Raw genomic sequence first — 23303 nt, 5'->3', positions numbered from 1 at the left:
ACAGCGCCGATGGTACTGCACCCGGGAGGGTGTGGGAGAGTAGGTCACCGCCGGACATAAATTACCAGTAGGGCCCTGACAAACGACGTCAGGGCCCCACTGCTTTAACCACACCACCACCCCCGCCAGCACCGGCAGGGCCCTGACCAACCGTCAGGGCCCCACCGCTTTAACCACCACACCCCCGGCGAGCAGGGCCGGGTAGAGTGGAGCACCATGAACAGCCTCTTCAGCCACGGCAACGACCCTTTTGGAAGCGATGAGAAGAGTCCCTTGGATCTCCTCGAACCGGTGGTCAACACGGTGGTAGTGCCAGGAAGCGTGGCCCATGCCTTCGCCGGATTCACGGACCACACGCATCTCTGGTGGCCCCTGGAAACGTTCGGCGTGTACGGCGCGGGATCGTACGTCGAGTTTGAGGAGAACCTCATCCTGGAAACAGCCGATGACGGCCGGACCAGCATTTGGGGCACCCTTGATGACTGGCAGCCGCCCCTTTCCTTTCACGCAACCTGGCATCCCGGCTCCAGTGCGCTGTGGTCCACGGAATTGCTGGTGGTATTCCGGGCAGTGGAGGACGGCACGGAAGTACGCGTCTTCCATGACGGCTGGGAAGGGGCTGAGAACCCGGCCGCAGCCCGCGCCCAGTACCTCGCCGCGTGGCCGCTGATTCTTGCCAGGTATTGCCGTTTCATGGGCGCCCCTGAAGCCGGGGCGGAGGCCTGACTCGGCGGAATGAAGACGCGGGTCAGGACAGCCGGCGCAACCGTAACTGAAGGCCCCGGGTCCTAGACTTGTGGGACATGTGCGGCGAGGGATGGAGGCTTTGTGGGAAGCGTGGTTGAGGAGCTGGAGTCCGTGTTGGCGGCCGGCCAGGTGGACCGGACGGAAGCAACGCTCAGCCGGTACGCCGTGGACCAGGCGCCCATCCTCGACTACCAGCTGCCACTGGCAGTGGTCTTCCCGGAGTCCGTGCCGGAGGTGCAGGCCGTGGTACGGATCTGTGCTGACGGTGCTGTTCCCATCGTGCCGCGGGGGGCGGGAACCGGAGTTTCAGGCGGTGCCCACGCCACCAGGGACTGCATCATCCTGTCCCTCGAACGCATGGACCGCATTCTGGAACTGAACCCGGACGACGAAACAGCAGTAGTGGAACCGGGAGTCATCAACGCCGTGCTCAACGAGGCCGCTGCGGTGCATGGACTCATGTACGCCCCGGACCCGGCAAGCTTCCGCAGCTCCACCATCGGCGGCAATGTTGCCACCAACGCGGGCGGTTTGCGCTGTGCCAAGTACGGGGTTACCCGGGACTCGGTCCTCGCGCTGGACGTGGTCCTGGCGGACGGCTCGCTCATCCACACCGGCCACCAGACCTTCAAGGGCGTGGCCGGCTACGACCTGACCGGGCTGTTCGTCGGCTCTGAGGGAACGCTTGGCATTGTTGTGGGGGTGACGGTGCGCCTGAAGTACCTGCCCCGGGAGGTGCACACTGTCGCAGCTTTCTACCCGGACTTCCGTCTCGCTGCTGCCGGCGTCCTGGCAGTGGGAAGGGCCCGGGTGCAACCGGCCATCATGGAACTGCTCGACGGCGGTACACTCACCCAGCTGGATGAGATCCACGGATCGGACCTCACCGGGCGCGGCCGGTCTCTCCTTTTGATCCAGACGGACGGCTTCGGTGCTGCGGCAGAAGCCGAGGTAGTCCGGGAGGTTTTGAGCGCAGGCGGGGCGACCGTTACCACGGAAGCAAGTACAGAGGCAGAACGGCTGGTGGAGCTTCGCCGGCACAGCAGGGGTGTGGAGGTCGACGACGAGTATCGGGTGGGAGAGGACGTAGCCGTTCCCCGGTCGCGCCTCGTTGACTACGTCGCGGCCCTGGAAGCCATGGCCGCCGGTTACGGGGTGCACCTCAAGGTAGTAGCCCACGCCGGCGACGGCAACCTGCACCCCACCTTCTGGATAGACCGGAAGGACAACACGGTGGACACCGGGGCCATGGCCAGGCTCCAGCAGGTCCTGGACGAGTCCATTACTGCAGCCCTGCAGATGGGCGGGACAATCACCGGGGAGCACGGCGTAGGGCAGTACAAACTGCGGTGGCTTGGCCAGGAACAGGCGGAACCCGTCCGGGAGTTCCAGCGCAGGATCAAGGGCCTGTTCGATCCCGCCGGCATCTTCAATCCCGGTAAGGCGATCTGAACCTAGTCGTCCGAGTCCGGGTACTCGTCTATTGACTCGTCTTCGCCGTAGCGGGACTCTTCGGTCTCCACCTCAAGGATCTTGAGCAGTTCCGTGTCCGGGTTCAGCATAATGGCGGCTTCGTCGCGGCGGTGCCGCAGGATGGAGTCGATGTAGGACTGTACAGCTTCCGCCAACGGGATGTGCCGCTCCTGCTTTTCAGACATGTACCAGCGGTGCTCCAGGACCTCGTGCACCACTTCGGCCGGTTCGAGCTTGCCGGACAGGTCCCGCGGGATGGACCTGACGATCGGCTCGAAGATCTGGCTCACCCAAAGATGGGCGCTGTATTCCTCGTCCATGTCGGGGTTGTTGTCTGCCCGGAAGGAGTCCATGTCGTTCAGGAGCCGGCGTGCCTGGTTCTCCTGGGCGTCGATACCGGTGAGCCGCAACAGGCGGCGCATGTGGTGCCCGGCGTCCACCACCTTCGGCTGCAGCTGGATGGTGGCGCCGTTTTGGGTGGTCTTAATTGCATACTCCTCGACGTCGAAGCCGAGTTCGTTGAGCCGCCGGATGCGGGCGCCCACACGCCAACGTTCGCCCAGTTCGAAGGATTCCTTCTCCGTGAGCTCGGTCCAAAGGCGGCGGTAACTGTCCATGATCAGTTCGCTGGTGGCCACGGGGTCCACCTTTTCCTCGATCAGGCCGCCGTCCAGCAAGTCCATGAGCTCGCCCGCGATGTTAACCCGTGCAATTTCCAGGTCATACTCGCGTTGACCGGTAGAGAGGTCCGGATAGAGCTCACCGGTCTCGGCGTCCACCAGGTAAGCGGCAAAGGCGCCGGCGTCGCGGCGGAAAAGGGTGTTGGAAAGCGAAACGTCGCCCCAGTAAAAGCCGATCAGGTGCAGCCGCACCAACAGCAGCGCCTGTGCGTCGATAAGGCGAGTGAGCGTGTCCTTGCGCAGCATCTGCGAGAAAAGGGCTCGGTAAGGCATGGAGAACTTCAGGTGCCGGGTCACCAGCACGGGGTTCAGCGGCCGTCCGTCCAGGGTGGTACGGCCGGTGATGACGGCGACGGGCTCCACGCAGGGAACGTCCAGCCGGGCCAGCTTGCGGAGCATGTGGTATTCGTGCCGGGCAATGTGTTCCGAGGTTTCCTTGATGGCGATCACCGAGCCCCCGAGGTGGGCGAACCGGACGATGTGCCGGGAGATACCGCGGGGGAGTGCGGCCAGGTTCTCTGCAGGCCAGTCCTCCAGCGCGATGTGCCAGGGCAGGTCGAGCAGTTCGGGATCAGCCGCTGCCGCAGTGATGTTCAGGGAACTGTAGACCGAAGCTTTGCCGTCGTCCGCGCTGGCCGCCACGAACCGGGGGAGTTTCCCCACCTGCGCATAGTCGGTGGGTTCATCGTGCCACTGGGCGCTGTATTCCTCGGTCATGGGTCAATTCTTCCGTACAAGGGCGTGGCCAGCTAATCCTTCTGCCCGCGCAGTTAAAGGCCGACGGCGGCCCGTCCAGTAAGGAGGGGCCGCCGTCGGTTCATACGGAGGTTAGGGTGCCGGTGGGGAGGACTAGTCGCCCAGGCGCAGGCCGGTCTTGGTGTCGAACAGGTGCACGTGGCCCGACTGCGGGCGGACGTAGATGGACTCGCCCTTCATCGGGGGGCGGCGGCCGTCGACGCGTGCCACGATGTCGTGGTCCTTGCCGTCAAGGGTGGTGTGGCCGTAGACGTAGGCGTCGGCACCGAGCTCTTCGACGACGTCGACCTCTACCTTCAGGCCTTCGCCGTGCGGTGCGGTCTCGAGGTCCTCAGGGCGGGAACCGAGCGTCACGGTGGAGCCGTGGGCCTCTTCGAGGACGGAACGGGGTACCGGGTAAACCGTGCCGCCGAACTGCACACCGCCGTCGACCACCGGCAGTTCGAGCAGGTTCATGGCGGGGGAGCCGATGAAGCCGGCCACGAAGACGTTCTTGGGCTTGTCGTACAGGTTGCGCGGGGTGTCCACCTGCATCAGCAGGCCGTCCTTCAGCACGGCCACGCGGTCGCCCATGGTCATAGCCTCAACCTGGTCGTGCGTCACGTAAACGGTGGTGACGCCCAGGCGCCTGGTGAGGGATGCGATCTGGGTGCGGGTCTGCACACGGAGCTTAGCGTCCAGGTTGGACAGCGGCTCGTCCATGAGGAAGACCTGCGGGTTGCGGACGATGGCGCGGCCCATGGCCACACGCTGGCGCTGACCGCCGGAGAGTGCCTTCGGCTTGCGGTCCAGGTAGGGCTCGAGGTCAAGGAGCTTGGCGGCTTCACGGACGCGCTCGGCGCGCTCTTCCTTGGAGACGCCGGCGATCTTCAGTGCGAAGCCCATGTTGTCGGCCACAGTCATGTGCGGGTACAGCGCGTAGTTCTGGAAAACCATCGCGATGTCGCGGTCCTTCGGGGGAACGTCGGTGACGTCGCGGTCGCCGATCAGGATGCGGCCTGCGTTGACGTCCTCGAGGCCTGCTAGCATGCGCAGGGAGGTGGACTTACCGCAACCGGAGGGTCCCACGAGGACCAGGAATTCGCCATCGGCGATGTCGATGTTGAGCTTATCGACGGCGGGCTTTTCTGTGCCCGGGTACAGACGCGTAGCGTTATCAAAAGTAACTGTAGCCACAGTTATCAATCCCTTCACCGGCAGGTACGTGCCGGACGATCCGTTGTGAATGGTTCATGTTTATTCAGTTTTGTGGTGCAGGCGCTCCCGCATCAGTACTTGGGAGCGCCGAGTGACGCCGCACGGTGTCTGTGCGCCACATCACAAGCAAGAGTATGTCAGATGTTGTGCATTTGGGCTCAAATGTTACGGAGATCACATGTGAGCTTGCTTAACTGCGGCCCTGGAAGCCCTGCTGGTCCTCCTCTGCGACCACCAGGCTCCGCTCCTGCAGCAGCACCTCCAGCATCTCTGCCACGTGCACCGGCGCCTCCACCCGGTACTGGGCCTGGGTGAAGTCCAGCCCCACCTTCACGCCCACGTCCCCCGGCTCCAAACGGGCCAGCGCGTCCTCGTCCGTGGTGTCGTCGCCGGCAAACAGGACAGCCGTGGCGCCGGTGACCTGCCGCAGGAAGGTGACCCCCTCACCCTTGGAAGCATTGACAACCGATGTTTCCAGGACCCGCTTTCCGTCCTTGAGGAAGACGCCTTTCCGGTCCTGCAGCAGTGAGCGCGCGGCGGATACGGCGTCCTGGGCTACGTCATCCGCAGCCTGGCGGGTGTGCAGCACCACGCCTGCCGGCTTGTCCTCGAGCATGGTGCCCGGCGCCTCCGCGACGATCTCCGCCAGGATGCCGCGGACCTCGGCCAGGAGGGCCTTTTGTTCCCCGTCCAGGGTCAGCCCGGTGGATCCAGGCCCCAGCCAGGCCTCGGCCCCGTGGCTGCCGATCAGCAGGGTGTCCACCGGCGGGGACGCTACGGCGCGCAGGCTGGCGAGGGCGCGTCCGGAGATGAGGGCCGTCGTCGTGCGGGGCAGCACGGCGAGTCGGGCGAAGGCCGTGGCTGCACGGGGAAGGGGACGGGCGTCGTCGGCGTGGCCCACGATGGGAGCCATGGTGCCGTCGAAGTCCAACGCCACCAGCAGATTGTCCGTCCTGGCGATGGTGCGGAGGGCTTCCCGGAGCTCCGGTGTCAACGCCAGCCTGCCGTTGCCGGCCCGGCTGTCAGGAGTCATCACGGACCACTTTTTCCTTCAACGCCTGCAGGAAGTCAGCGGACCAGTGGTCCACATCGTGTTCAAGGATCTGCTTGCGCATTGCCCGCATGCGCCGCGAAGCGTCCCGCGGCGACATCTCGACCGCCCGCATGATGGCGCTCTTCAGGCCGTCGATGTCGTGCGGGTTCATCAGCAGGGCCTGCTTGAGCTGGTCTGCGGCGCCGGCGAACTCGCTGAGCACCAGCGCACCGTCGTTGTTGGTGCGTGCGGTGACATACTCCTTTGCCACCAGGTTCATGCCGTCCCGCAGGGCGGTGACCAGCATGACATCGGCGGCCAGGTACAGGGCCACCATCTCCTCCACGGGGTAGCTGTGGTGGAGGTAGCGGACCGCGGTGTTCTCGAGGGTGTCGTAGGTGCCGTTGATGTGGCCTACCGTGCCTTCCACTTCCTCGCGCAGGAGCCGGTACTGCTCAACGCGCTCGCGGCTGGGGCTGGCTACCTGGATCAGGGTTGCGTCGGACACGGACAGCTTGCCGTCGGCCAGGAGCTCCTCGAAAGCCTTCAGCCGGTGCCGGATGCCCTTGGTGTAGTCCAGCCGGTCCACGCCCAGCAGGATGGTTTTTGGGTTGCCAAGGTCCTGCCGGATCTGCCGCGCCCGCTCGATGATCTCCGGCTTTTGGGCCAACTCGCTGATCTGCTGGACATCAATGGAGATGGGGAACGCTTGGGCCCGGGCGATGTGCGTTATCTTCCCGTCCTGGCCCTTGACGTGCACCTGCTGCTGCTTGACGCTGGCGCCCAGGAAGCGGCGGGCTGAACGCATGAAGTTTCCGGCGTCGCTCGCCCGCTGGAAACCCACCAGATCTGCGCCGAGGAGGCCGTCGATGATGCCCTGGCGCCAGGGCAGCTGGGCGAAGATCTCTGGAGGCGGGAACGGAATGTGGTTGAAGAAACCGATCCGGAGGTCCGCCCGCGCTTCGCGGAGCATCCGCGGCACCAGCTGCAGCTGGTAGTCCTGGATCCACACTGTGGCGCCCTCGTCGGCATGGCGTATGACGGCGTCGGCGAACCTTTTGTTGACCTTGCGGTAGGCATCCCACCACGTCCGGTGGAATTCAGGGGGCGCGATGACGTCGTGATAGAGCGGCCACAGCGTGGCGTTGGAGAAACCCTCGTAGTAGAGCTCGACGTCGTCCGCGCTGAGCTGCACCGGGACCAGGTCCATTCCGCTGTGGCTGAAGGGCTCCACGGTCTCGTCCGGGGCGCCGTGCCAGCCCACCCAGGCGCCGTCGGTCTTGGTCATCATTGGTGCCAGCGCGGTCACCAGGCCACCGGGGGAGCGGCGCCAGCCGGAGCCGTCGTCGCCGTTTTCGCCGGGGGCGCAACGGTCTACGGGCAGTCTGTTCGAGACCACCATGAAGTCATACTTGGTTTCTCCGCCATGGCGTGAGCCGGCGGCGCCGGACCCGGCTGCGGTGGAAGGTTTTTCCTGGACGGGTGTTTGCATTGCGGCCCCCTGGGGTTGCTTGTGGCTCTTAGTTCACCCTAACGGGACGGAATCTTCCGTGCTATTCGTCCGTTGTGTATCCGGCAGAATACTTGAACAGGCAAGCTCTCAGTTTTCTCCCCTAAAATGGGAGGGTTGCCACGAAATGGTCCCCCTCGTCGATCGACCCAAGGAACACATGAGCCCCGCTAATGAAGTACGTAAGTCCAAAGCTGAGCGCACCGCGGAGGCCCGCGAAAAAGCGCGGCTGATCCGTGAAGCCCAGCTGAAAAAGGACAAGCGCAACAAGCTGCTGATCGGGTGGGGAATTGTGGCGGCCGTGGTGGCCATCCTGGCAGTGATCGCATTGGTGGTAACCACCGGAATCCAGCAGAACACCCCCATCGCGGACCAGGGACCGGTGCCTGCCAGCGCGAATGTGAACGGCGGTGTGACCCTGCTGGCGAACACCGAGGTCAAAAAGACGGACCCGGCGACGGTGGACTTGGCAAACCTTCCGGCCAAGCCTGATACGCAGCCCAGCCCAGTGGTGGCGCCCGGCGCCGAGGCCGAGCAGGGCCAGCCGGTGAAGGTCATTGCCTACATCGACTTCATCTGCCCGGTCTGCCTGCGGTTCGAGAACACGTACAACGAAGCGCTCACCACGCTCCGTAATGAAGGCAAGATCTCCATGGAGTACCGCCCGCTGGGCTTCCTGGACCGCCAGTCCACCACGAACTACTCCTCACGCGCAGCCAACGCTGCAGCCTGCGTGGCGGACAAGGCACCGGAAAAGTATGCGGAATACGTTGACGTCCTGTTTGCCAACCAGCCCGCCGAAGGCGGAGCCGGGCTCTCCGACGACAAGCTGAAGTCCCTGGCCACTGACATCGGGGCCGATATCAACAGCTGCGTGGACGACAAGACCTTCCGCCCTTACGTGAAGTACTCCACGGAGCTGGCGGCCAACAGCGGCATCACCGGAACGCCCACCGTCTTCATTGACGGCAAGCAGTGGGACGGCGCTGCCGACCTAAACGCTGAAATCCAGGCAGCAATCGACGCCAAGGCCTGATCGCCTCCCGCCGAAAGGGCCCGCCGCCGGACACGGTCCGGCTGCGGGCCCTCCCTTTTGCGCCGGCATCCGCCACGGCAACCAAAACCCGGGCGTTTTTACCACCGGGAGGACTTGGGCTAACCTTATCTAGCGCCGTTCAGGCGCCTGCCCGCCAGGGCACGCCTCCTTAGCTCAGTTGGCCAGAGCACCGCTCTTGTAAAGCGGGGGTCGTCGGTTCGAATCCGACAGGGGGCTCTTTTTCTTCCCCCGCCTCCGCGGCCCCGGGCGGTAGGCCAACTAAGTCCCGGTCAACTAAGTCCCGGTCGGCGGGATGTTGTGGTTCAGGCGCAGCAGATTCTTCGGATCGTATTTCTCCTTGAGGGCAACGAGCCGCTGGTACTTGTCCGGGCCGTAGGCGCTGCGCGCAGCGTCCGCCTCCTTGACCCCGAGCTCTGCCCCCAAAAAATTCACATATTCCCCCTGCTCGGCGAACGGACGCATCAGCGCGTAGGCCTTGCGGGCGAAGGCGGTCAGCCGCTCGTCCTCGCCGGCGTCACGCCAGAACCCGTAAACGTTGAGCCAGTAACGCGCCGACCGGTTCGGGAACGCAGTCGCCTCCTCCGGAACCCGCCCGAAGACGCCCTCCAGATGGTGGATGTCAATGCCGGTTCCCTCCCATGCCAGTTCGGAGGCGAATCCCGCCACCACATCAGCCACCTCCTCATCCAGCCGCGAGAACGAAACGTTTTTCCAGTAGCCGCGTGAGCCCTTGGGAAACACGGCGTCCATGGCGGATTGCCAGTCCAACCAGGGAGTTGGTCCAACTTCCGCTTCGTCCGGGGGAGCGACCTCCCGGAGTTGATCCACAATGGCGAGGCCGGCCTGGTGGTCCTCGCCGGCCCAGGCGAAGCCGAGGACCATCCACGGCTCACTGCCCATGCCGAATTCCGCCGGAAAGACCAGGAAGGAGATGATCGGGTTCATCTGGTCAGGCAGGTCCCGGGTCCAGGCATCGAACGCGAGCAGGGCGTTCTTCCAGTGCTGTCGCCGGTAGAACAGGTTGCCACCCAGGGGCGCCGCCGGCAGGGGCATCGCACGGAAGGTGAAAGAGGATACGACGCCGAAGTTGCCGCCACCGCCACGCAACCCCCAGAACAGCTCAGGGTTTTCTTTTTCGCTTGCGTGCAGGTGCTCGCCGCCGGGAGTAATTACATCCACAGCGGCAAGATTGTCCAGGCTCAGCCCGCCTGTTCGAGTCAGCCAGCCCACTCCGCCGCCGAGGGTAAGCCCTGCCACTCCTGTCCCGCTGATGACTCCCAGGGGGACCACCAACCCGTAGGCGGCCGTGGCCCGGTCCACGTCAGCCAAGGTGGCTCCCGGCTCGACAGTGACGAGGCGGCTTTCGGCGTCGACAGTGACAGCACGGAGCAACCCCAGGTCCAGCACCAGCCCGCCTTCGACAGTGCCGTGGCCGGCGATGTTGTGTCCTCCGCCGCGCACCGCCAGCGCAAGGCCGCTTCGGCGTGCAGTATCCAGGGCAAGGTCAATGTCCGAGACGGCCTTCGCCCTGGCGATGGCGCGGGGACGGAGATTCACCATGCCGTTCCACACCGCCCGGGCTTCCTCGTACAACGGATCCTGCGGCTCGATCAACGTTCCCTGCAGCTGTCCACCCAGGTCACGCAGTGACTGCTGGACCTCAATCTCCGGGGTATTGGAATGAGCTGTGGCCATCGCTGTTACTTCCACATCAGAGGGCAAGGGCACTCAACCTGAAATGCCGATGGCGGGAGTTTAGGAGCAGTGCCCTTTGCGGGTCAACAGCCTTTGTGAATCCCGCTCCCTGCATCAGCAGCGGGATTAATATGTCCGAGACGGGGACGAAACGCGGCCACAACATTGGCTGCGTACGGTCGCGGCATGACAGCTCAATTTCCGGCCCGGATCCGTGCCTGGTTCGCGCATACCTTCTACTGCGAAACCCCTGGCCAGGCTGCAGATGACATGGCCGATGTGACGCGGTGGGCCTGGCTGCCGGCGCTCAGCGGCGTGGCAGTCGGTGGTGACCACGCGTATGCACGGCACGCCGAGGCCGCGGCGGAAGATCTGTTGGACCATACTGGCGCCCGCGGAAAGGCAGAATGACCTAAACTGCCTGAGGTGCCTGAAACGGCGCTGTGCAGCAAGGAAAGTGGAACACGCTATGGCTACCGATTACGACGCTCCGCGCAAGCAGGAAGAAGAGTCTCCTGCCGACTCCCTGGAGGCCCTTCAGGCCACCCGCGGCGCCACCGTGCAGACCGCGGTGATCGACCTCGACGAGAACGACACCGCCGAGGGCATCGACCTGCCCGGCGCCGATCTTTCCAACGAGGAACTGACGGTTGTTGTTGTTCCGGAACAGTCAGATGAGTTCACCTGCTCGTCATGCTTCCTGGTCCGCCACCGCTCCCAGGTGGCCCGCGAAAAGAACGGCATGAAGTACTGCCGCGACTGCGAAGGCTGACTTTCATACCCCGGGAGCGCCGGCCACCCTTACCGGGAGTGCGGCGCCCTTGAGTCCCTTTCGGACGTCGTTATCCGGCATAACGGCCGGGTCCAGAAACGGCACCGGAACGGTTAAAAAAGGCGGCGAAAGAACCCCGGATTTACAGTTGTGTGATGCGGATTCCGGCTTCCTTACGGTTCCGCGCCGAAGCGGCCACAGGCCTCGTATTCAGTAGTGCAGCGCTCCTACGCTTGAGCTATCCAACCGCTCCACTCCTCTGGATGGCACCACAATGAAAAAACTCCTCATCTGGCTCACGGCTCTCCTCATGGCTGTCGGGCTGGGAATTCTGGTTCCGGGGCCTGCCTCGGCTACCACATCGTATTGCGGTCTCCAGTGGGGGTCACTGGCAAAAGCCAACCCCACCTACAGCACCGCTTCTGTCACCAACGTCCGGACCGGGCAGCACTACTGCTTTGACCGGATGGTGGTTGACCTCAACGGCCCGGCTACGGGCTACACCGTCAGGTACGTCCGGAACATTGTCCAGGACGGGTCCGGCTTCACCATCCCGGTAAAGGGTGGCGCACGCCTGCAGGTCTCCGTGCATGCGCCGTCCTATGACCAGAACGGCAACGCCACGTACAACCCGCCGGCGAAGGCTGAACTGTCCAACGTGACCGGGTACCAGACCTTCCGGCAGGTGGTTTACGCCGGAAGCTTCGAGGGCCATACCAGTATTGGCCTGGGTGTCCGCGCACGGCTGCCGTTCCGGGTCTTTACGCTGGACGGCCCCGGATCGGGTTCACGCCTGATTGTGGACGTGGCCCACTTCTGGTGACCCAACAAAAAAGTGCCGCATCCCGGAAACGGGATGCGGCACTTTTTGGGTGTGCACGAAGGAAGACCGGATTACTCCGGAACCACCAGGGCGGGGGTGTCCCGCTTGAGGGTCCCGCCGCGGAAGAAGGCGGGACGCAGCCGGGACATCACCAGCATGAACACCGCGCCCAGGGCCAGGATGCCCACCCCGAGGACAAACACGAGTCCCACCCCGAACACCTCGGAACCACTGCCGAATTCGGGAGCCCAGCTGTCCACGGCGGTCTGGAGGAACACCACGAACAGTCCCACGCCGCCGAGCACCGGGCAAAGGAACCGCAGCAGGAAGTTGCGAAGGCCCTGGAAGGCGCTGTTGCGGAAGTACCAGGCGCAGGCAATGGCCGTCAGCCCGTAGTAGAAGCAGATCATCAGGCCAAGCGCCAGGATGGTGTCGTTCAGGACGTTCTCGCTGACTACATGCATCACGGCATAGAACCCCGCGGACACCAGACCGGCGGCGACCGTGGCGTAGCCCGGCGTCGAGAAGCGCTTGCTCACCCGGCTGAACGGCTCCGGCAATGCGCCATAGTGGGCCATGGCCAGCAGGCTGCGGGACGGGGACATAAACGTGGACTGCAGCGAGGCGGCGGAGCTGGAGAGCACTGCCAGGGACATCAGGATGGCGAAGGGGCCCATGATGGGGGAGGCCAAAGCCGTAAAGATGTTCTCGTGGTTCTCGGTGTTGTTCAGGCCGTTGCCGGTGTCCCCGACGCCGGCGTACATCATGGTGGCGATGCTCACCAGCAGGTAGATCGCCAGGACAATCAGGGCGGTCAGCGTGCCCGCGATGCCTGCAATCTTTTTGCCGTTGGCGGTTTCCTCGTTCACGGTGAGGCAGACGTCCCAGCCCCAGTACACAAAGATGGACAGCGAAATGCCTGCGGCGATCTGCCCGAACGTCTCGATTTTGGTGACGTCGAACCAGTCCCAGCTGAAGGGAATGGCCGTTGCAGAGGCGGACCAGTTGGCGAAGGCCATGGCAACAAACAGCCCCAGTACCAGCAGCTGGAAGCCCACGAGGCCGTACTGCACCAGTTTGGTGGTGTGCAGCCCCCGGTAGCTCACCCACACCGCAAGGGCAACGAACACAAAGCAGGTCAGAACGTTCAGCGGCTTGTTTGCGGCCAGGTCGGCCAGCTCGGGCGAACCCGTGAGCTGGGAGAGGAAGAGGTAAAAGAAGTCCACCGCCACGCCGGCCAGGTTGGACAGGACGATGATGTTGGCGGCGAGCAGTCCCCAACCGCCCATCCAGCCAACCCAAGGACCGAAGGCCTTGGTGACCCAGGTGAAGGTGGTGCCGCTGTCCGGGGAGTCGGCATTGAGCTCCCGGTAGGCCAGGGACACCAGGATCATCGGAATGAACCCGATCAGGAAGATCACCGGCAACTGCAGCCCGGCTTCGTTGACCGTGGGGCCAAGCGCGCTGGTGAGCGTGTAGGCCGGGGCAATGGTGGAGATGCCAAGAACGACGACGGCGAGGAGCCCCAGCTGCCCGCCCTTCAGGCCCTTGGGGGTGATTTCGGAGGCGGCGCCGGGGGCATTCCTGCCGGCAGAGGAATCCGTGCGGATGGTTTCTGTCATGACACCACTTTCTGGAAGGCAGCAGGTTGCTGTTGGGTGATGCAGTGGATTCCCCCGCCGCGGGCAAACAGTTCGCGTGCGTCGATGGCAACGATGCGCCGCCCGGGGTAGGCCTCCGCAAGGATCTGCAGGGCTTTGTCGTCCTGGGGGTCATTGAAGCTGCAGGCGATGACTGCGCCGTTGACCACCACGTGGTTGATATAGCTGTAGTCCACGAACCCTTCCTCGTCCCGGAGCATTTCCGGTGCGGGGACTTTGATGATGTTCCACTTCCGGCCCGCGGCGTCCGTGGTGCCGCTCAGGAACTCGATGATCTCCCGGCTGACCTCGAAGTCTGGGTGTTCCGGTTTTTCCTGGGCATGGACCAGCAGCGTGGCGGGGGAGGGTATGGCTGCAACGATGTCCACGTGGCCGCGGGTGCCGAAGCGCTCGGAGTCACGGGTCAGGCCGCGCGGCAGCCACACCACGTGGGTGGCGCCGATGGTGCGGGCCAGTTCCTGCTCGACGTCGGCGCGGCTGAGGCCGGGGTTCCGACCGGGATCGAGCTGGACGGTTTCGGTGACGAGGACTGTTCCCTGACCGTCCACCTGGATTCCGCCGCCCTCGTTGACGAGCGTGGACAGGATATGGCGGGCTCCGGAGCGGCCGGCCACCTCACCGGCGATCAGGGCATCCTTGTCCCATTGCGCCCAGTCCTGCCCGCCCCAGCCGTTGAAGACCCAGTCAACGGCACCAAGCTGCCCCTCACCATCCAGGACAAAGGTGGGACCGATGTCGCGCATCCACGCATCGTTCAGCGGGGCTGCGAGTACCTCAATCCCTGGGTGCAGGTAGGCGGCGGCCGTTTTGACGTCACCGGGGTCCACCACCATGGTGACGGGTTGGAATTCGACGGCGGCATTCGCCACTGCGGCCCAGGTGGACCTGGCTGCGTGGGCGGCTTCTGGCGATTCACCAAGGGTGTAGCCGCCGGCGGGAAAGGCCATCCAGAGCCGCTCCTGTCGGGCCGTTTCGGCGGGCATCCGCCACTGCGGGGCCTGCTCCGACTGCGCTGGGGTGCTGACGGCATGACGGAGCCCGGCGGCGGTCACGAGCACACCTCCGCGAACCCGCGCTCGCCGCCAATGGATTCGTTCAGGCGGACGGGTTCGGTGAGGCGGCCATAGGTATCAGGACGGCGTGTGGCGAGGAACGGGAACAGAGTCAGCCAGTCCTTCCGCTGGTCCAGGTCCAGGTCAGCCACCAGCACTGCAGAGGCGTCGCGGGGTGCCTGGGCGAGAATCCGGCCGTAGGGATCGGAGATGAAGGACGAACCATAGAAGTCCAGGGTGCCTTCGCTGCCCCAACGGTTCGGGGCAACCATAAAGAGTCCGTTGGCGATGCCGTTTCCGACGATTACCTGCTGCCAGAGCGGCTGGGTGTCGAAATCGGGGTGGTCAGGTTCGGAACCTATGGCCGTAGGGTAAACCACGATTTCCGCACCGCCCAGGGAGTAAAGCCGGGCCACCTCGGGGAACCATTCGTCCCAGCAGGTGGGCATGCCGAGCCGTGCGCCACCGAGTTCGGCGGGTGCATGCACCTCGTACGCGTCTGCTGAGGCCGGGCCCTTACGGAAGAACTTGTCCTCGTAGTAGCCGGCGGTCACGGGGATGTGGAGCTTGTGGGTCCGTGCCAGAAGTTCACCCCCGGGCGAGACCAGGATGGCTGTGTTCAGGCCCAGTCCGTCATCCTGTCCGTCCGGGTCCCCGGCGCGCTGGTACAGGGAAGCGTGGACAGATACCCCATGGCGCCGGGCAGCGTCTGAAGCGAATTGGAATGTGGGGCCTGTGAGCAGGTCCTCGGCGAGATCCGATGGCCGGGACCGGCCCGGGCCTTCAGCGGGATCGTTGTGCGGGCGCGTGTCGGCAGGGTATCGCGAGAGCGTCAGCTCAGGCAGGAAAACTACGGCCGCGCCCAGGTTGGCGGCGCGGCCGATGCCCTCGTCCAGTTCAGCCTCGACGGCGGCTTTGTCGGTTTGCCACCGGTGCTGGACCACGCCGACGCGCAGGGCCGGGCGGCCGGACGGCGATGTCCGGGCCGGGGAGGCGGGTGCGCCGAGGCAGGAAATTTCGATCATGTTGGCTACTCCAGTGAGACGATGGTCACTAAATGAATGACGTTCATTTAGTATGCGGTTCAACCGGCCCGGATGCAAGGAGAATATGAACCGCGTTCGTTTATTTCGGCGGAAGCACAATTAGTAAGCTCACTGAGAAATTTTGCCGGCAGGCCCGCCAGGGCCGCCCGCCGGGCTGGTAGCGTCGGAATCACAGGAACAATCGAGGAGGATGCATATGAAAGCTTCACCGACACTGACCAACAACCTGCAGGCCGTGCTCACTGACCTGATCGACTTGCACATCCAAGGCAAGCAGGCCCACTGGAACATTGTGGGGACCAACTTCCGGGACCTTCACCTGCAACTGGACGAGATTGTTGACGCCGCCCGCCAGTTCGCCGATGACACGGCCGAGCGGATGCGCGCCCTGCATGCCCTCCCGGACGGCCGCAGTTCCACGGTGGCCGAGTCCACCAGCCTCGCTCCCTTCCCCGAAGGCCTGATCAGCACCAAGGACGCCATCGAGCGGATCGTTGCGGCACTTGAGGCTGCCGTAGGCACCATGCGGAAGGTCCACGATGAAGTCGACGAGGAAGATCCCACCTCGGCCGATCTCCTGCACGAGTTCATTCTGAAGCTGGAACAGTTCGCATGGATGGTGAACGCCGAAAACATGAAGCCCACCGCCAGCGTCACTGCACCTGACGCACAGTAGTCCCGCTGCCCGCACGGGCAGGATCTGCAGGCGCCCGGCGTCGGAGGTTGTCCTCCGGTGACGGGCGCCTCTTGCTGTCCGGGCCGCGCCTCTTACGGCGCCTTGGGCACCTTCCGCAGCACGACGGCGGCGAAGACTGCCGCCGTCGCCATCAGCACCAGCCCGATCGCGGCGGTGATATGGACGCCGGAGTCGAACGCGGCGCCGGCTGCCTGCCGGAGTGCGTCAGCAAGGGGTGCCGGAAGGCTTGCTGCGAGCTCCATCGCTCCTGCCAGGGTTTCGCCGGCACGTGCGCTTTCGTGCCCGGGGGCGGCAGCAGCAAGGCCTTCCGGGAGCCGCAGGTTGTGCTGGTAGGAGGCTGTGAGAATGGAGCCCAGCACGGCGGTTCCCAGCAGGGCGCCCACCTCATAACCCGTCTCTGAGATCGCTGATGCTGCCCCCGATTTTTCCGGCGGTACGTTGCCGAGGATGAGGTCATTGGAGATGGTCTCCGCTGTTCCTACGCCAAGTGCCAGGACCAGCAGGGCAGCGAGCAGCAGTGCCGGGCCGTTGGTATGGCTGCCGAAGGTCACCATGCTGTAGCCGGCGGCACTCATGGCCAGTCCGGCGCCAACCACAAAACCCGGACGGATCCTCCGCACCACCGGCACCACCGCCAGGCCCGCCACAACGGTTGCCACCAGGGCCGGAACCATCGCCACTCCTGCTGCGGAAGGAGACATTCCCTCGAGGAGCTGAAGGTGCTGGGCCAGGAAGAGGATGAAACCGTTGAAGGAGAACAGCGCCAGGACATTGGCGGTGATGGCCATGCTGAACACGCGGTTGCGGAACAATGACATGTCCAGCAGCGGGCACTCGAGCCGCTGTTGCCGGCGGACAAAAACGGTACCCATTACCAGGCCGAAGGCCGTACTCCCCATTGCCAGTGCGCCGAAACCTTCAGTGGCGGTTTCCTTGATGCCGTAGACCACCGGAACCATGGTGAGCAGCGAGAGCAGGATGCTCGGCACATCCACCCTTCCAGGCGCCGGATCCCGGGATTCAGGGATAAACGCCGGGCCGAAAACCAGCAAAGGGATCATGATGGGCACAGCGACCAGCAGGACCGCTCCCCACCAGAACTGCTCAACCAGCCACCCGCCAAAAATAGGCCCGAGCGCCGCGCCTCCGGAGAAGCCCGCAGCCCAAATGGCGATGGCCAGCCGCCGGCGGTTCGGGTCCACGAAGATGTTGCGGATCAAGGACAGGGTGGAGGGCATCAGCATTGCCCCGAAAAAGCCCAGCGCGGCCCGTCCGGCTATCAGCCAGCCGGCGTCGGGTGCGAAGGCGGTTACTGCTGATACTGCCGCGAAACCAATGCTGCCGGTAATGAGCAGCCGGCGGCGTCCGATCCTGTCGCCGAGGCTTCCCATTGCCACCAGCAGCCCGGCCAGCACCAGCGGGTAGGCGTCCACAATCCATAGGAGTTCCACTCCCGTGGTGCCCAGCGCACTGGCTATGGCGGGCAGCGCGAAGGTCAGCGCCGTATTGTCCACGGCAACCAAAAGAACCGGAAACATCAGGAGGGCCAGTGCGAGCCAATCGCGGCTGCCGCCGTTCGCAGAACCGGCGCGCCGCACGGTGGTGGCGGTGATGTTCGATGGGGAAGCAGTGGAAGACATCATCCTGGAACTATACCGTCCGGACGGTACAGTTAAGAAACGGGCCGCGACAATGCATGATGGAAGCCATGCCCCGAAAACCTGTAGCGCGAGACGCTGTCCTGGACGCCTTCGAAGAACTCCTGATTGACGTGGGCGAAAGGGCAGCCACCTTGGAGGCGGTGGCCAAGCGGGCCGGTGTTTCCAAAGGCGGCCTGCTGTACCACTTTCCCAACAAGGACGCCCTGATCACCGCCACCTTGGAACGGCTGGACCGGCTCGCAGGGGAAGATTTCGCTGTCATGGCGGCCGCGCCGGAGGGGGCGGCGGCGTACTTCATCCGGTCCTCGCTCTGGTCTGACACCCCTATGGACCGTTCCTTTGTGGCCGCAACGCGCCTGGCTGAGGTAGCCCATGAAGATGCCCGGCGCCGCTTTGCCGCCATCCAGCAGCAATGGCTGGACCTCATCGGCAAGGACGTTGGCGCGCCGATGGCAAAAGCAGTGCTGTACATGGGGGACGGGCTGTACTTCAACGCCATGTGGGAAAGCGGGCCATCGGGAAACCCCGCTGACAGGCAGGCGGAGGTGGACGAACTCCTTGCCGCCGTCCACCGGCTGAGGGGTTAGCCGGTATTTGCTCCTGCGCCCGGGGCGTAGGAGAATTGGCCATGTGCGGGCCGTGACCGGCCGCAAGAAAAAACAAAATGAATAGCCTTTGATCTGCGGCGGGAGAGTTCTGCCGGAAGGTACTGGCAGGCGCCGTAGGAGCAATACCTCCCCAGGAATCTCACAGGCCCATGTACCGCCGCGGCGAGGCAACTCTGGAAAGCAGCAGGCTGTCCGCAGAGGCATCCGGAATTTGGATACCAGGACTGCTGTGCTCACCGACGGTGCAAGCGGGCAGGCGGAAGCCGGCGTCGCGGAAACTCTCAGGTCCAATACAGAGCGGGGAGGGACCCGAATCGATGCGGCATACCCTGACGCCGCCATAACCATGGAGTTCCTCGTGACTGTATCCTCGGCCTCCGCCACTGCCGCCACCGCAGGCCACGCTTCTTCAGCTGCGGCCGCCGCTTTCGTTGACCGGCACATCGGCGCCCGCCGGGAAGACGACGTCGCCACTATGCTCAAGGCCATTGGCTACGACACCGTGGACGCGCTGGTTGACACCGCCGTCCCCAAGGACATCCGGCAGGACACTGCACTGGAACTGGCAGGCGCGCTCAGCGAGGTGGAGGCGCTGGCTGAACTGCGAATGCTCGCAGCCAAAAACAAGACCGCCGTGCAGATGATCGGCCAGGGGTACTACGACACCGTGACGCCCCCGGTGATCCGCCGCAACATCCTTGAGGGCCCGGCCTGGTACACCGCCTACACGCCCTACCAGCCCGAGATTTCCCAGGGCCGCCTGGAGGCGCTGCTGAACTTCCAGACCATGGTCCAGGACCTGGTGGGCCTGCCGATCGCGAACGCTTCCCTGCTGGACGAAGCAACCGCGGTGGCCGAGGCCGTCCTGATGATGCGCAGGGCAAATAAGAATACAGAAGCCCGCGACGGCAAGACGGTGTTGGATGCCGACTGCCTGCCGCAGACCATCGCCATCGTCAGGGGCCGCGCCGAGGCGCTGGGTTTTGAGGTTGAGGTCGCAGACCTCTCCAAGGGCCTGCCCGACGGCGTCATCAACGGTGTGGTGCTCCAGCAGCCCGGTGCTTCCGGCCGGGTCTTCGACCACACCGCCGTGATCGCCGACGCCAAGGAGCGCGGTGCCCTGGTGACAGTGGCGGCCGACCTGCTCGCCCTGACCCTCATCACGCCTCCGGGGGAGCAGGGCGCGGACATCGCCGTCGGCTCTGCCCAGCGCTTCGGCGTCCCGCTGTTCTACGGCGGACCGCACGCCGCCTACATGGCCGTGCAGAAAGGCCTGGAGCGTTCCATGCCCGGCCGCCTGGTGGGTGTTTCCAAGGATTCCGCCGGGGTTCCTGCCTACCGCCTGGCCCTGCAGACCCGCGAGCAGCATATCCGCCGCGAGAAGGCCACCTCCAACATCTGCACCGCCCAGGCGCTGCTGGCCATTGTGGCCTCGATGTACGCCGTCTACCACGGCCCGGAGGGACTGAAGGCGATCGCCCGGTCCGCCCACGCGCACGCCAGGATCCTCGCCGCTTCCCTTGAAGGCGCCGGCTTTGAGGTGCTGCACAGGAGCTTCTTCGACACCGTCACCGTCTCCGCGCCCGGCAAGGCTGCGGGCATCGTGGCTGCCGCCGAGGCCAAGGGCATCAACCTGCGCAGTATCGACGCGGACACGGTGGGCTTCTCCACCGATGAGACCACGACGCCGGATGTCGTCGACGGCGTCCTGGCCGCCTTCGGTGCCCCGCCGGCAGAGGTGACAGGAGCGTTTGTCCTGGACGCCGCCGTCGAGCGCTCCTCGGACTTCCTGCAGCATCCGGTGTTCAACACCTACCGCTCGGAGACGCAGCTGCTGCGTTACATCCGGAAGCTTTCAGACCGGGACCTGGCGCTGGACCGCACCATGATCCCGCTGGGCTCCTGCACCATGAAGCTGAACGCCACGGCCGAGATGGAAGCTATCTCCTGGCCGGAGTTCGCCTCCATCCACCCCTTTGCCCCGGACTCGCAGACCGAGGGCTGGCGTGAGCTGATTTCCGGGCTCGAAGCGGATCTTGCGGAGATCACCGGATACGACCAGGTGTCCATCCAGCCGAACGCCGGCTCCCAGGGTGAGCTCGCGGGCCTGCTTGCCATCCGTGGCTACCACCACTCCCGTGGGGACCAGCAACGGAACGTCTGCCTGATCCCGGCGTCGGCCCACGGCACGAACGCGGCCTCCGCCGTCCTCGCGGGCATGAAGGTGGTGGTGGTCGCCACCGCAGCCGACGGCACCATTGACCACGCCGATCTGTACGCCAAGATCGAGGCCAACAAGGACGGGCTGTCCTGCATCATGATCACCTACCCGTCCACCCACGGTGTGTACGACGCCGACGTGCGCGAGGTCTGCGACGCCGTCCACGCCGCGGGCGGCCAGGTGTACGTTGACGGTGCAAACCTGAACGCTTTGGTTGGCCTCGCACAGCCGGGCAAGTTCGGCGGCGACGTCTCCCACCTGAACCTGCACAAGACCTTTTGCATCCCGCACGGCGGCGGGGGCCCCGGCGTCGGCCCGGTCGCTGCCAAGGCACACCTGGCACCGTTCATGCCCGGCAACGCGGCCACCTGGACTGAAGGGAAGGACGTCCCGGTCTCGGCCTCGAAGTACGGTTCCGCCGGCGTGCTGCCCATCTCCTGGGCCTACGTAAAGCTCATGGGCGGTCAGGGGCTCACCGAGGCCACCAAGTCCGCCCTGCTCGCCGCGAACTACATCGCCGCGCGCCTGGACGATTCCTTCCCGGTCCTGTATACGGGAGAAGGCGGGCTGGTGGCCCACGAGTGCATCCTGGACCTGCGCGAACTGACCGCAAGGACCGGTGTCACCGCCGAGGACGTGGCCAAGCGCCTCATCGACTACGGCTTCCACGCCCCCACCCTGGCGTTCCCGGTAGCAGGGACCCTGATGGTGGAACCCACCGAATCGGAGGACCTCGCGGAGATCGACCGGTTCATCGAGGCCATGATCACCATCCGCGCGGAGATCGACCAGGTGGCCGACGGCGACTTCGCTGTCACCGACAGCCCGCTGCGCAACGCTCCACACACCGCCGCGGCCGCCATCAGCAGCGACTGGAACCGTGCCTACCCGCGGGAGCAGGCGGTGTTCCCGGTCAAGTCGCTCCGGCAGGACAAGTACTTCCCGCCGGTGGGCCGCATCGACGGCGCAGCAGGGGACCGGAACCTTATCTGCTCCTGCCCGCCGCTGTCCGAGTTCGAGAACTGAGGACCGGCGCCATGACGGAGAAGTACACCGCGCTCTACGACGAGCACAAAAAACTGGGCGCGTCCTTCACGGACTTCGGCGGCTGGCAGATGCCCCTGAAATACAGCTCCGAACTCGCAGAACACCACGCCGTCCGCAAGAGCGCCGGCCTGTTCGACCTCTCCCACATGGGCGAGGTCTGGGTCACCGGCCCGGATGCCGCAGCGTTCCTTGATTACTCCCTGGTGGGGAAGATGTCCGCCATGGCTGTGGGCAAGGCCAAGTATTCGCTGATTTGCAACGAAGACGGCGGCATCATCGATGACCTCATCGTCTACCGGCGCCCCGAAGGCACAGGAAGCGACGGTACCAACGTCTTCCTGGTGGTGCCCAACGCAGGCAACGCCGCGGTGGTGGCCGCCGCCCTTGCCGAACGCGCCGCCGGCTTCGACGTCGTGGTTGACGATGCGTCCGCAGCCACCTCGCTGATAGCCGTCCAGGGCCCGAAGGCGCAGGAGCTGCTGCTCCGCCTCGTCCCCGCAGCGCACCACGCCCTGGTGACGGAACTGAAGTACTACGCTGCCGCTGAGGTTCCGCTCCTGGTGTCCGGTGCCGGGATGGATCTTCTGCTGGCCCGCACCGGCTACACCGGCGAGGACGGGTTCGAGATTTTTGTAGCGAACGACGACGCCCCCGGCCTTTGGCAGGCACTCCTCGCCATCGCGGAGGACGGGGAACTGACGCCGGCGGGCCTGGCCTCCCGCGACTCCCTCCGCCTGGAGGCGGGGATGCCGCTGTACGGCAACGAGCTGTCCCTGCAGAGTGACCCCTTCGCCGCCGGGCTGGGACCCGTCGTCGGGCTTTCCAAGGAAGGCAACTTTGTGGGCAAGGCAGCGCTGGCGGCCAAAAAGGAAGCCGGTGCGGGCACGACGTCCGGCCGCAGGCTGGTGGGGCTCAAAGGCCTGGGCCGGCGCGCCGGCCGGGCACACTACCCGGTCCTCAAGGACGGCGCGGTCATTGGCGAAGTCACCTCCGGCCAGCCGTCACCCACCCTGGGATACCCCATCGCCCTGGCGTACGTCGACGTCACGTTCACCGAAGCCGGCACCGCCCTCGAGATTGACCTCCGAGGCAAGGCAGAGCCCTTCGAAGTCGTCAACCTCCCGTTCTATCGACGCCCCACGTAGGTTTCCGTGGTTACCTTGGCCCGCCGCCTTGGTGATGCCTTGGCCGCTCCACCCAACCCGATCACGCACGTTTTAGTTAGGAACCACCATGGCTGTCGGAGTCTTTGACCTTTTCTCGATTGGGCTCGGGCCGTCCAGTTCTCATACCGTGGGGCCGATGCGGGCTGCGGCCGTTTTTGCGGAGGAGTTAGAGTCTTCCGGTGCGCTGGACCGGGTGGCGTCGTTGCGGGTTGACCTGTATGGGTCGCTCGCAGCGACGGGCCATGGGCATGGGACGATGACGGCGATCCTGCTGGGGTTGGAGGGGTTCCATCCGGAGCTGATCCTGCCCGATGAGGTGGAGGAGCGGCTGGCGGCCATTGCAGAGACGGGGATGCTGCAGTTGGCTGGTGCGGTGGCCCTGCCGTATGGAGTGAAGGACA

At 64.9% G+C, this 23303-nt stretch carries 20 protein-coding genes, 1 tRNA gene and 1 riboswitch; of the genes, 12 read left to right on the top strand and 9 right to left on the bottom strand.

Annotation, left to right across the window (positions count from 1 at the left end):
• Window positions 1-216: 216 nt before the first annotated feature.
• Window positions 217-726 carry an SRPBCC family protein gene (locus AC5RTE_RS17085; protein ID WP_494042568.1) on the top strand — a complete coding sequence of 170 codons (510 nt, stop codon included), beginning with the start codon at window positions 217-219 and terminating at the stop codon, window positions 724-726.
• Between the two features lie 102 nt (window positions 727-828).
• Window positions 829-2199 (top strand): FAD-binding oxidoreductase, encoded by a 1371-nt coding sequence (locus AC5RTE_RS17080; RefSeq protein WP_494042567.1) that lies wholly within the window; start codon window positions 829-831, stop codon window positions 2197-2199.
• Between the two features lie 2 nt (window positions 2200-2201).
• Here AC5RTE_RS17080 and AC5RTE_RS17075 read toward each other — a convergent pair whose 3' ends face one another.
• The 4 genes from AC5RTE_RS17075 to AC5RTE_RS17060 form a co-directional block, all read right to left on the bottom strand.
• Window positions 2202-3617: a DUF4032 domain-containing protein gene (locus AC5RTE_RS17075; protein ID WP_494042566.1), complete on the bottom strand. Its 1416-nt coding sequence runs from the start codon at window positions 3615-3617 to the stop codon at window positions 2202-2204.
• Between the two features lie 132 nt (window positions 3618-3749).
• Window positions 3750-4832, bottom strand: a complete 1083-nt coding sequence (locus tag AC5RTE_RS17070; protein ID WP_142043703.1) for an ABC transporter ATP-binding protein — start codon at window positions 4830-4832, stop codon at window positions 3750-3752.
• Window positions 4833-5043: 211 nt separating this feature from the next.
• Complete coding sequence (gene otsB / locus AC5RTE_RS17065; RefSeq protein WP_494042565.1) at window positions 5044-5886, bottom strand: trehalose-phosphatase; 843 nt, start codon at window positions 5884-5886, stop codon at window positions 5044-5046.
• Window positions 5876-7378, bottom strand: a complete 1503-nt coding sequence (locus AC5RTE_RS17060; protein WP_494042564.1) for an alpha,alpha-trehalose-phosphate synthase (UDP-forming) — start codon at window positions 7376-7378, stop codon at window positions 5876-5878. Before AC5RTE_RS17060 ends, otsB begins: the two co-directional genes overlap by 11 nt.
• A 178-nt stretch (window positions 7379-7556) precedes the next feature.
• On the opposite strand from AC5RTE_RS17060, the gene AC5RTE_RS17055 reads away from it, so the two are divergent.
• Window positions 7557-8432: a DsbA family protein gene (locus AC5RTE_RS17055; protein ID WP_494042563.1), complete on the top strand. Its 876-nt coding sequence runs from the start codon at window positions 7557-7559 to the stop codon at window positions 8430-8432.
• Window positions 8433-8595: 163 nt separating this feature from the next.
• Window positions 8596-8669, top strand: a tRNA-Thr gene (locus AC5RTE_RS17050).
• Window positions 8670-8726: 57 nt separating this feature from the next.
• Here the strand turns inward: AC5RTE_RS17050 and AC5RTE_RS17045 are convergent.
• Window positions 8727-10148, bottom strand: coding sequence for an FAD-binding oxidoreductase (locus AC5RTE_RS17045; RefSeq protein ID WP_494042562.1), 1422 nt, complete (start codon window positions 10146-10148; stop codon window positions 8727-8729).
• 186 nt (window positions 10149-10334) lie between these two features.
• On the opposite strand from AC5RTE_RS17045, the gene AC5RTE_RS17040 reads away from it, so the two are divergent.
• The 3 genes from AC5RTE_RS17040 (at window position 10335) to AC5RTE_RS17030 (ending at window position 11743) form a co-directional block, all read left to right on the top strand.
• Entirely contained in the window at window positions 10335-10559 is a 225-nt protein-coding gene (locus AC5RTE_RS17040; RefSeq protein ID WP_494042561.1) for a hypothetical protein, read from the top strand.
• Between the two features lie 58 nt (window positions 10560-10617).
• Window positions 10618-10920: a DUF4193 domain-containing protein gene (locus AC5RTE_RS17035; protein WP_494042560.1), complete on the top strand. Its 303-nt coding sequence runs from the start codon at window positions 10618-10620 to the stop codon at window positions 10918-10920.
• Between the two features lie 274 nt (window positions 10921-11194).
• The gene (locus AC5RTE_RS17030) at window positions 11195-11743 is read left to right on the top strand and encodes an AMIN-like domain-containing (lipo)protein (RefSeq protein ID WP_494042559.1); all 549 of its coding nucleotides are present in this window, start codon (window positions 11195-11197) and stop codon (window positions 11741-11743) included.
• Between the two features lie 71 nt (window positions 11744-11814).
• On the opposite strand, the gene AC5RTE_RS17025 is transcribed toward AC5RTE_RS17030, so the two are convergent.
• The 3 genes from AC5RTE_RS17025 to AC5RTE_RS17015 all read right to left on the bottom strand — a co-directional run bounded on the left by AC5RTE_RS17025 (window position 11815) and on the right by AC5RTE_RS17015 (window position 15481).
• Complete coding sequence (locus AC5RTE_RS17025; RefSeq protein WP_494042558.1) at window positions 11815-13365, bottom strand: APC family permease; 1551 nt, start codon at window positions 13363-13365, stop codon at window positions 11815-11817.
• The gene (locus AC5RTE_RS17020) at window positions 13362-14387 is read right to left on the bottom strand and encodes an agmatine deiminase family protein (RefSeq protein WP_494042570.1); all 1026 of its coding nucleotides are present in this window, start codon (window positions 14385-14387) and stop codon (window positions 13362-13364) included. The genes AC5RTE_RS17025 and AC5RTE_RS17020 overlap by 4 nt, the downstream gene beginning before the upstream one ends.
• Before the next feature lie 65 nt (window positions 14388-14452).
• Window positions 14453-15481: a nitrilase-related carbon-nitrogen hydrolase gene (locus AC5RTE_RS17015; protein ID WP_494042557.1), complete on the bottom strand. Its 1029-nt coding sequence runs from the start codon at window positions 15479-15481 to the stop codon at window positions 14453-14455.
• Between the two features lie 217 nt (window positions 15482-15698).
• Between AC5RTE_RS17015 and AC5RTE_RS17010 the strand changes: the two genes are divergently transcribed.
• A complete protein-coding gene (locus tag AC5RTE_RS17010; RefSeq protein ID WP_494042556.1) occupies window positions 15699-16178 on the top strand; it encodes a Dps family protein in 480 nt (159 codons plus the stop codon).
• 92 nt (window positions 16179-16270) lie between these two features.
• On the opposite strand, the gene AC5RTE_RS17005 is transcribed toward AC5RTE_RS17010, so the two are convergent.
• Window positions 16271-17842 (bottom strand): MFS transporter, encoded by a 1572-nt coding sequence (locus AC5RTE_RS17005; RefSeq protein ID WP_494042555.1) that lies wholly within the window; start codon window positions 17840-17842, stop codon window positions 16271-16273.
• 65 nt (window positions 17843-17907) lie between these two features.
• Here AC5RTE_RS17005 and AC5RTE_RS17000 point away from each other — a divergent pair, with 65 nt between their 5' ends.
• The 4 genes from AC5RTE_RS17000 to AC5RTE_RS16985 all read left to right on the top strand — a co-directional run.
• Window positions 17908-18447 carry a TetR/AcrR family transcriptional regulator gene (locus AC5RTE_RS17000; RefSeq protein ID WP_494042554.1) on the top strand — a complete coding sequence of 180 codons (540 nt, stop codon included), beginning with the start codon at window positions 17908-17910 and terminating at the stop codon, window positions 18445-18447.
• An 89-nt stretch (window positions 18448-18536) separates the two neighbouring features.
• Window positions 18537-18635: riboswitch (glycine riboswitch) on the top strand.
• 179 nt (window positions 18636-18814) lie between these two features.
• Entirely contained in the window at window positions 18815-21715 is a 2901-nt protein-coding gene (gene gcvP / locus AC5RTE_RS16995; RefSeq protein ID WP_494042569.1) for an aminomethyl-transferring glycine dehydrogenase, read from the top strand.
• Window positions 21716-21726: 11 nt separating this feature from the next.
• Window positions 21727-22881: a glycine cleavage system aminomethyltransferase GcvT gene (gcvT, locus tag AC5RTE_RS16990; RefSeq protein ID WP_494042553.1), complete on the top strand. Its 1155-nt coding sequence runs from the start codon at window positions 21727-21729 to the stop codon at window positions 22879-22881.
• An 88-nt stretch (window positions 22882-22969) separates the two neighbouring features.
• Window positions 22970-23303, top strand: a 334-nt coding sequence (locus AC5RTE_RS16985; protein ID WP_494042552.1) for a serine dehydratase beta chain, incomplete at its 3' end; no start/stop codon positions are given.

The organism is Arthrobacter sp. K41, from assembly GCF_059089645.1.
This window is presented reverse-complemented; position numbering and strand designations above follow the sequence as displayed.

Coding starts and splice junctions, on each gene's coding strand:
- AC5RTE_RS17085 (WP_494042568.1), top strand. CDS start 217: ATGAACAGCCTCTTCAGCCACGGCAACGACCCTTTTGGAAGCGATGAG.
- AC5RTE_RS17075 (WP_494042566.1), bottom strand. CDS start 3,617: ATGACCGAGGAATACAGCGCCCAGTGGCACGATGAACCCACCGACTAT.
- otsB (WP_494042565.1), bottom strand. CDS start 5,886: ATGACTCCTGACAGCCGGGCCGGCAACGGCAGGCTGGCGTTGACACCG.
- AC5RTE_RS17060 (WP_494042564.1), bottom strand. CDS start 7,378: ATGCAAACACCCGTCCAGGAAAAACCTTCCACCGCAGCCGGGTCCGGC.
- AC5RTE_RS17055 (WP_494042563.1), top strand. CDS start 7,557: ATGAGCCCCGCTAATGAAGTACGTAAGTCCAAAGCTGAGCGCACCGCG.
- AC5RTE_RS17045 (WP_494042562.1), bottom strand. CDS start 10,148: ATGGCCACAGCTCATTCCAATACCCCGGAGATTGAGGTCCAGCAGTCA.
- AC5RTE_RS17040 (WP_494042561.1), top strand. CDS start 10,335: ATGACAGCTCAATTTCCGGCCCGGATCCGTGCCTGGTTCGCGCATACC.
- AC5RTE_RS17035 (WP_494042560.1), top strand. CDS start 10,618: ATGGCTACCGATTACGACGCTCCGCGCAAGCAGGAAGAAGAGTCTCCT.
- AC5RTE_RS17030 (WP_494042559.1), top strand. CDS start 11,195: ATGAAAAAACTCCTCATCTGGCTCACGGCTCTCCTCATGGCTGTCGGG.
- AC5RTE_RS17025 (WP_494042558.1), bottom strand. CDS start 13,365: ATGACAGAAACCATCCGCACGGATTCCTCTGCCGGCAGGAATGCCCCC.
- AC5RTE_RS17020 (WP_494042570.1), bottom strand. CDS start 14,387: ATGCCCGCCGAAACGGCCCGACAGGAGCGGCTCTGGATGGCCTTTCCC.
- AC5RTE_RS17015 (WP_494042557.1), bottom strand. CDS start 15,481: ATGATCGAAATTTCCTGCCTCGGCGCACCCGCCTCCCCGGCCCGGACA.
- AC5RTE_RS17010 (WP_494042556.1), top strand. CDS start 15,699: ATGAAAGCTTCACCGACACTGACCAACAACCTGCAGGCCGTGCTCACT.
- AC5RTE_RS17005 (WP_494042555.1), bottom strand. CDS start 17,842: ATGATGTCTTCCACTGCTTCCCCATCGAACATCACCGCCACCACCGTG.
- AC5RTE_RS17000 (WP_494042554.1), top strand. CDS start 17,908: ATGCCCCGAAAACCTGTAGCGCGAGACGCTGTCCTGGACGCCTTCGAA.
- gcvP (WP_494042569.1), top strand. CDS start 18,815: ATGGAGTTCCTCGTGACTGTATCCTCGGCCTCCGCCACTGCCGCCACC.
- gcvT (WP_494042553.1), top strand. CDS start 21,727: ATGACGGAGAAGTACACCGCGCTCTACGACGAGCACAAAAAACTGGGC.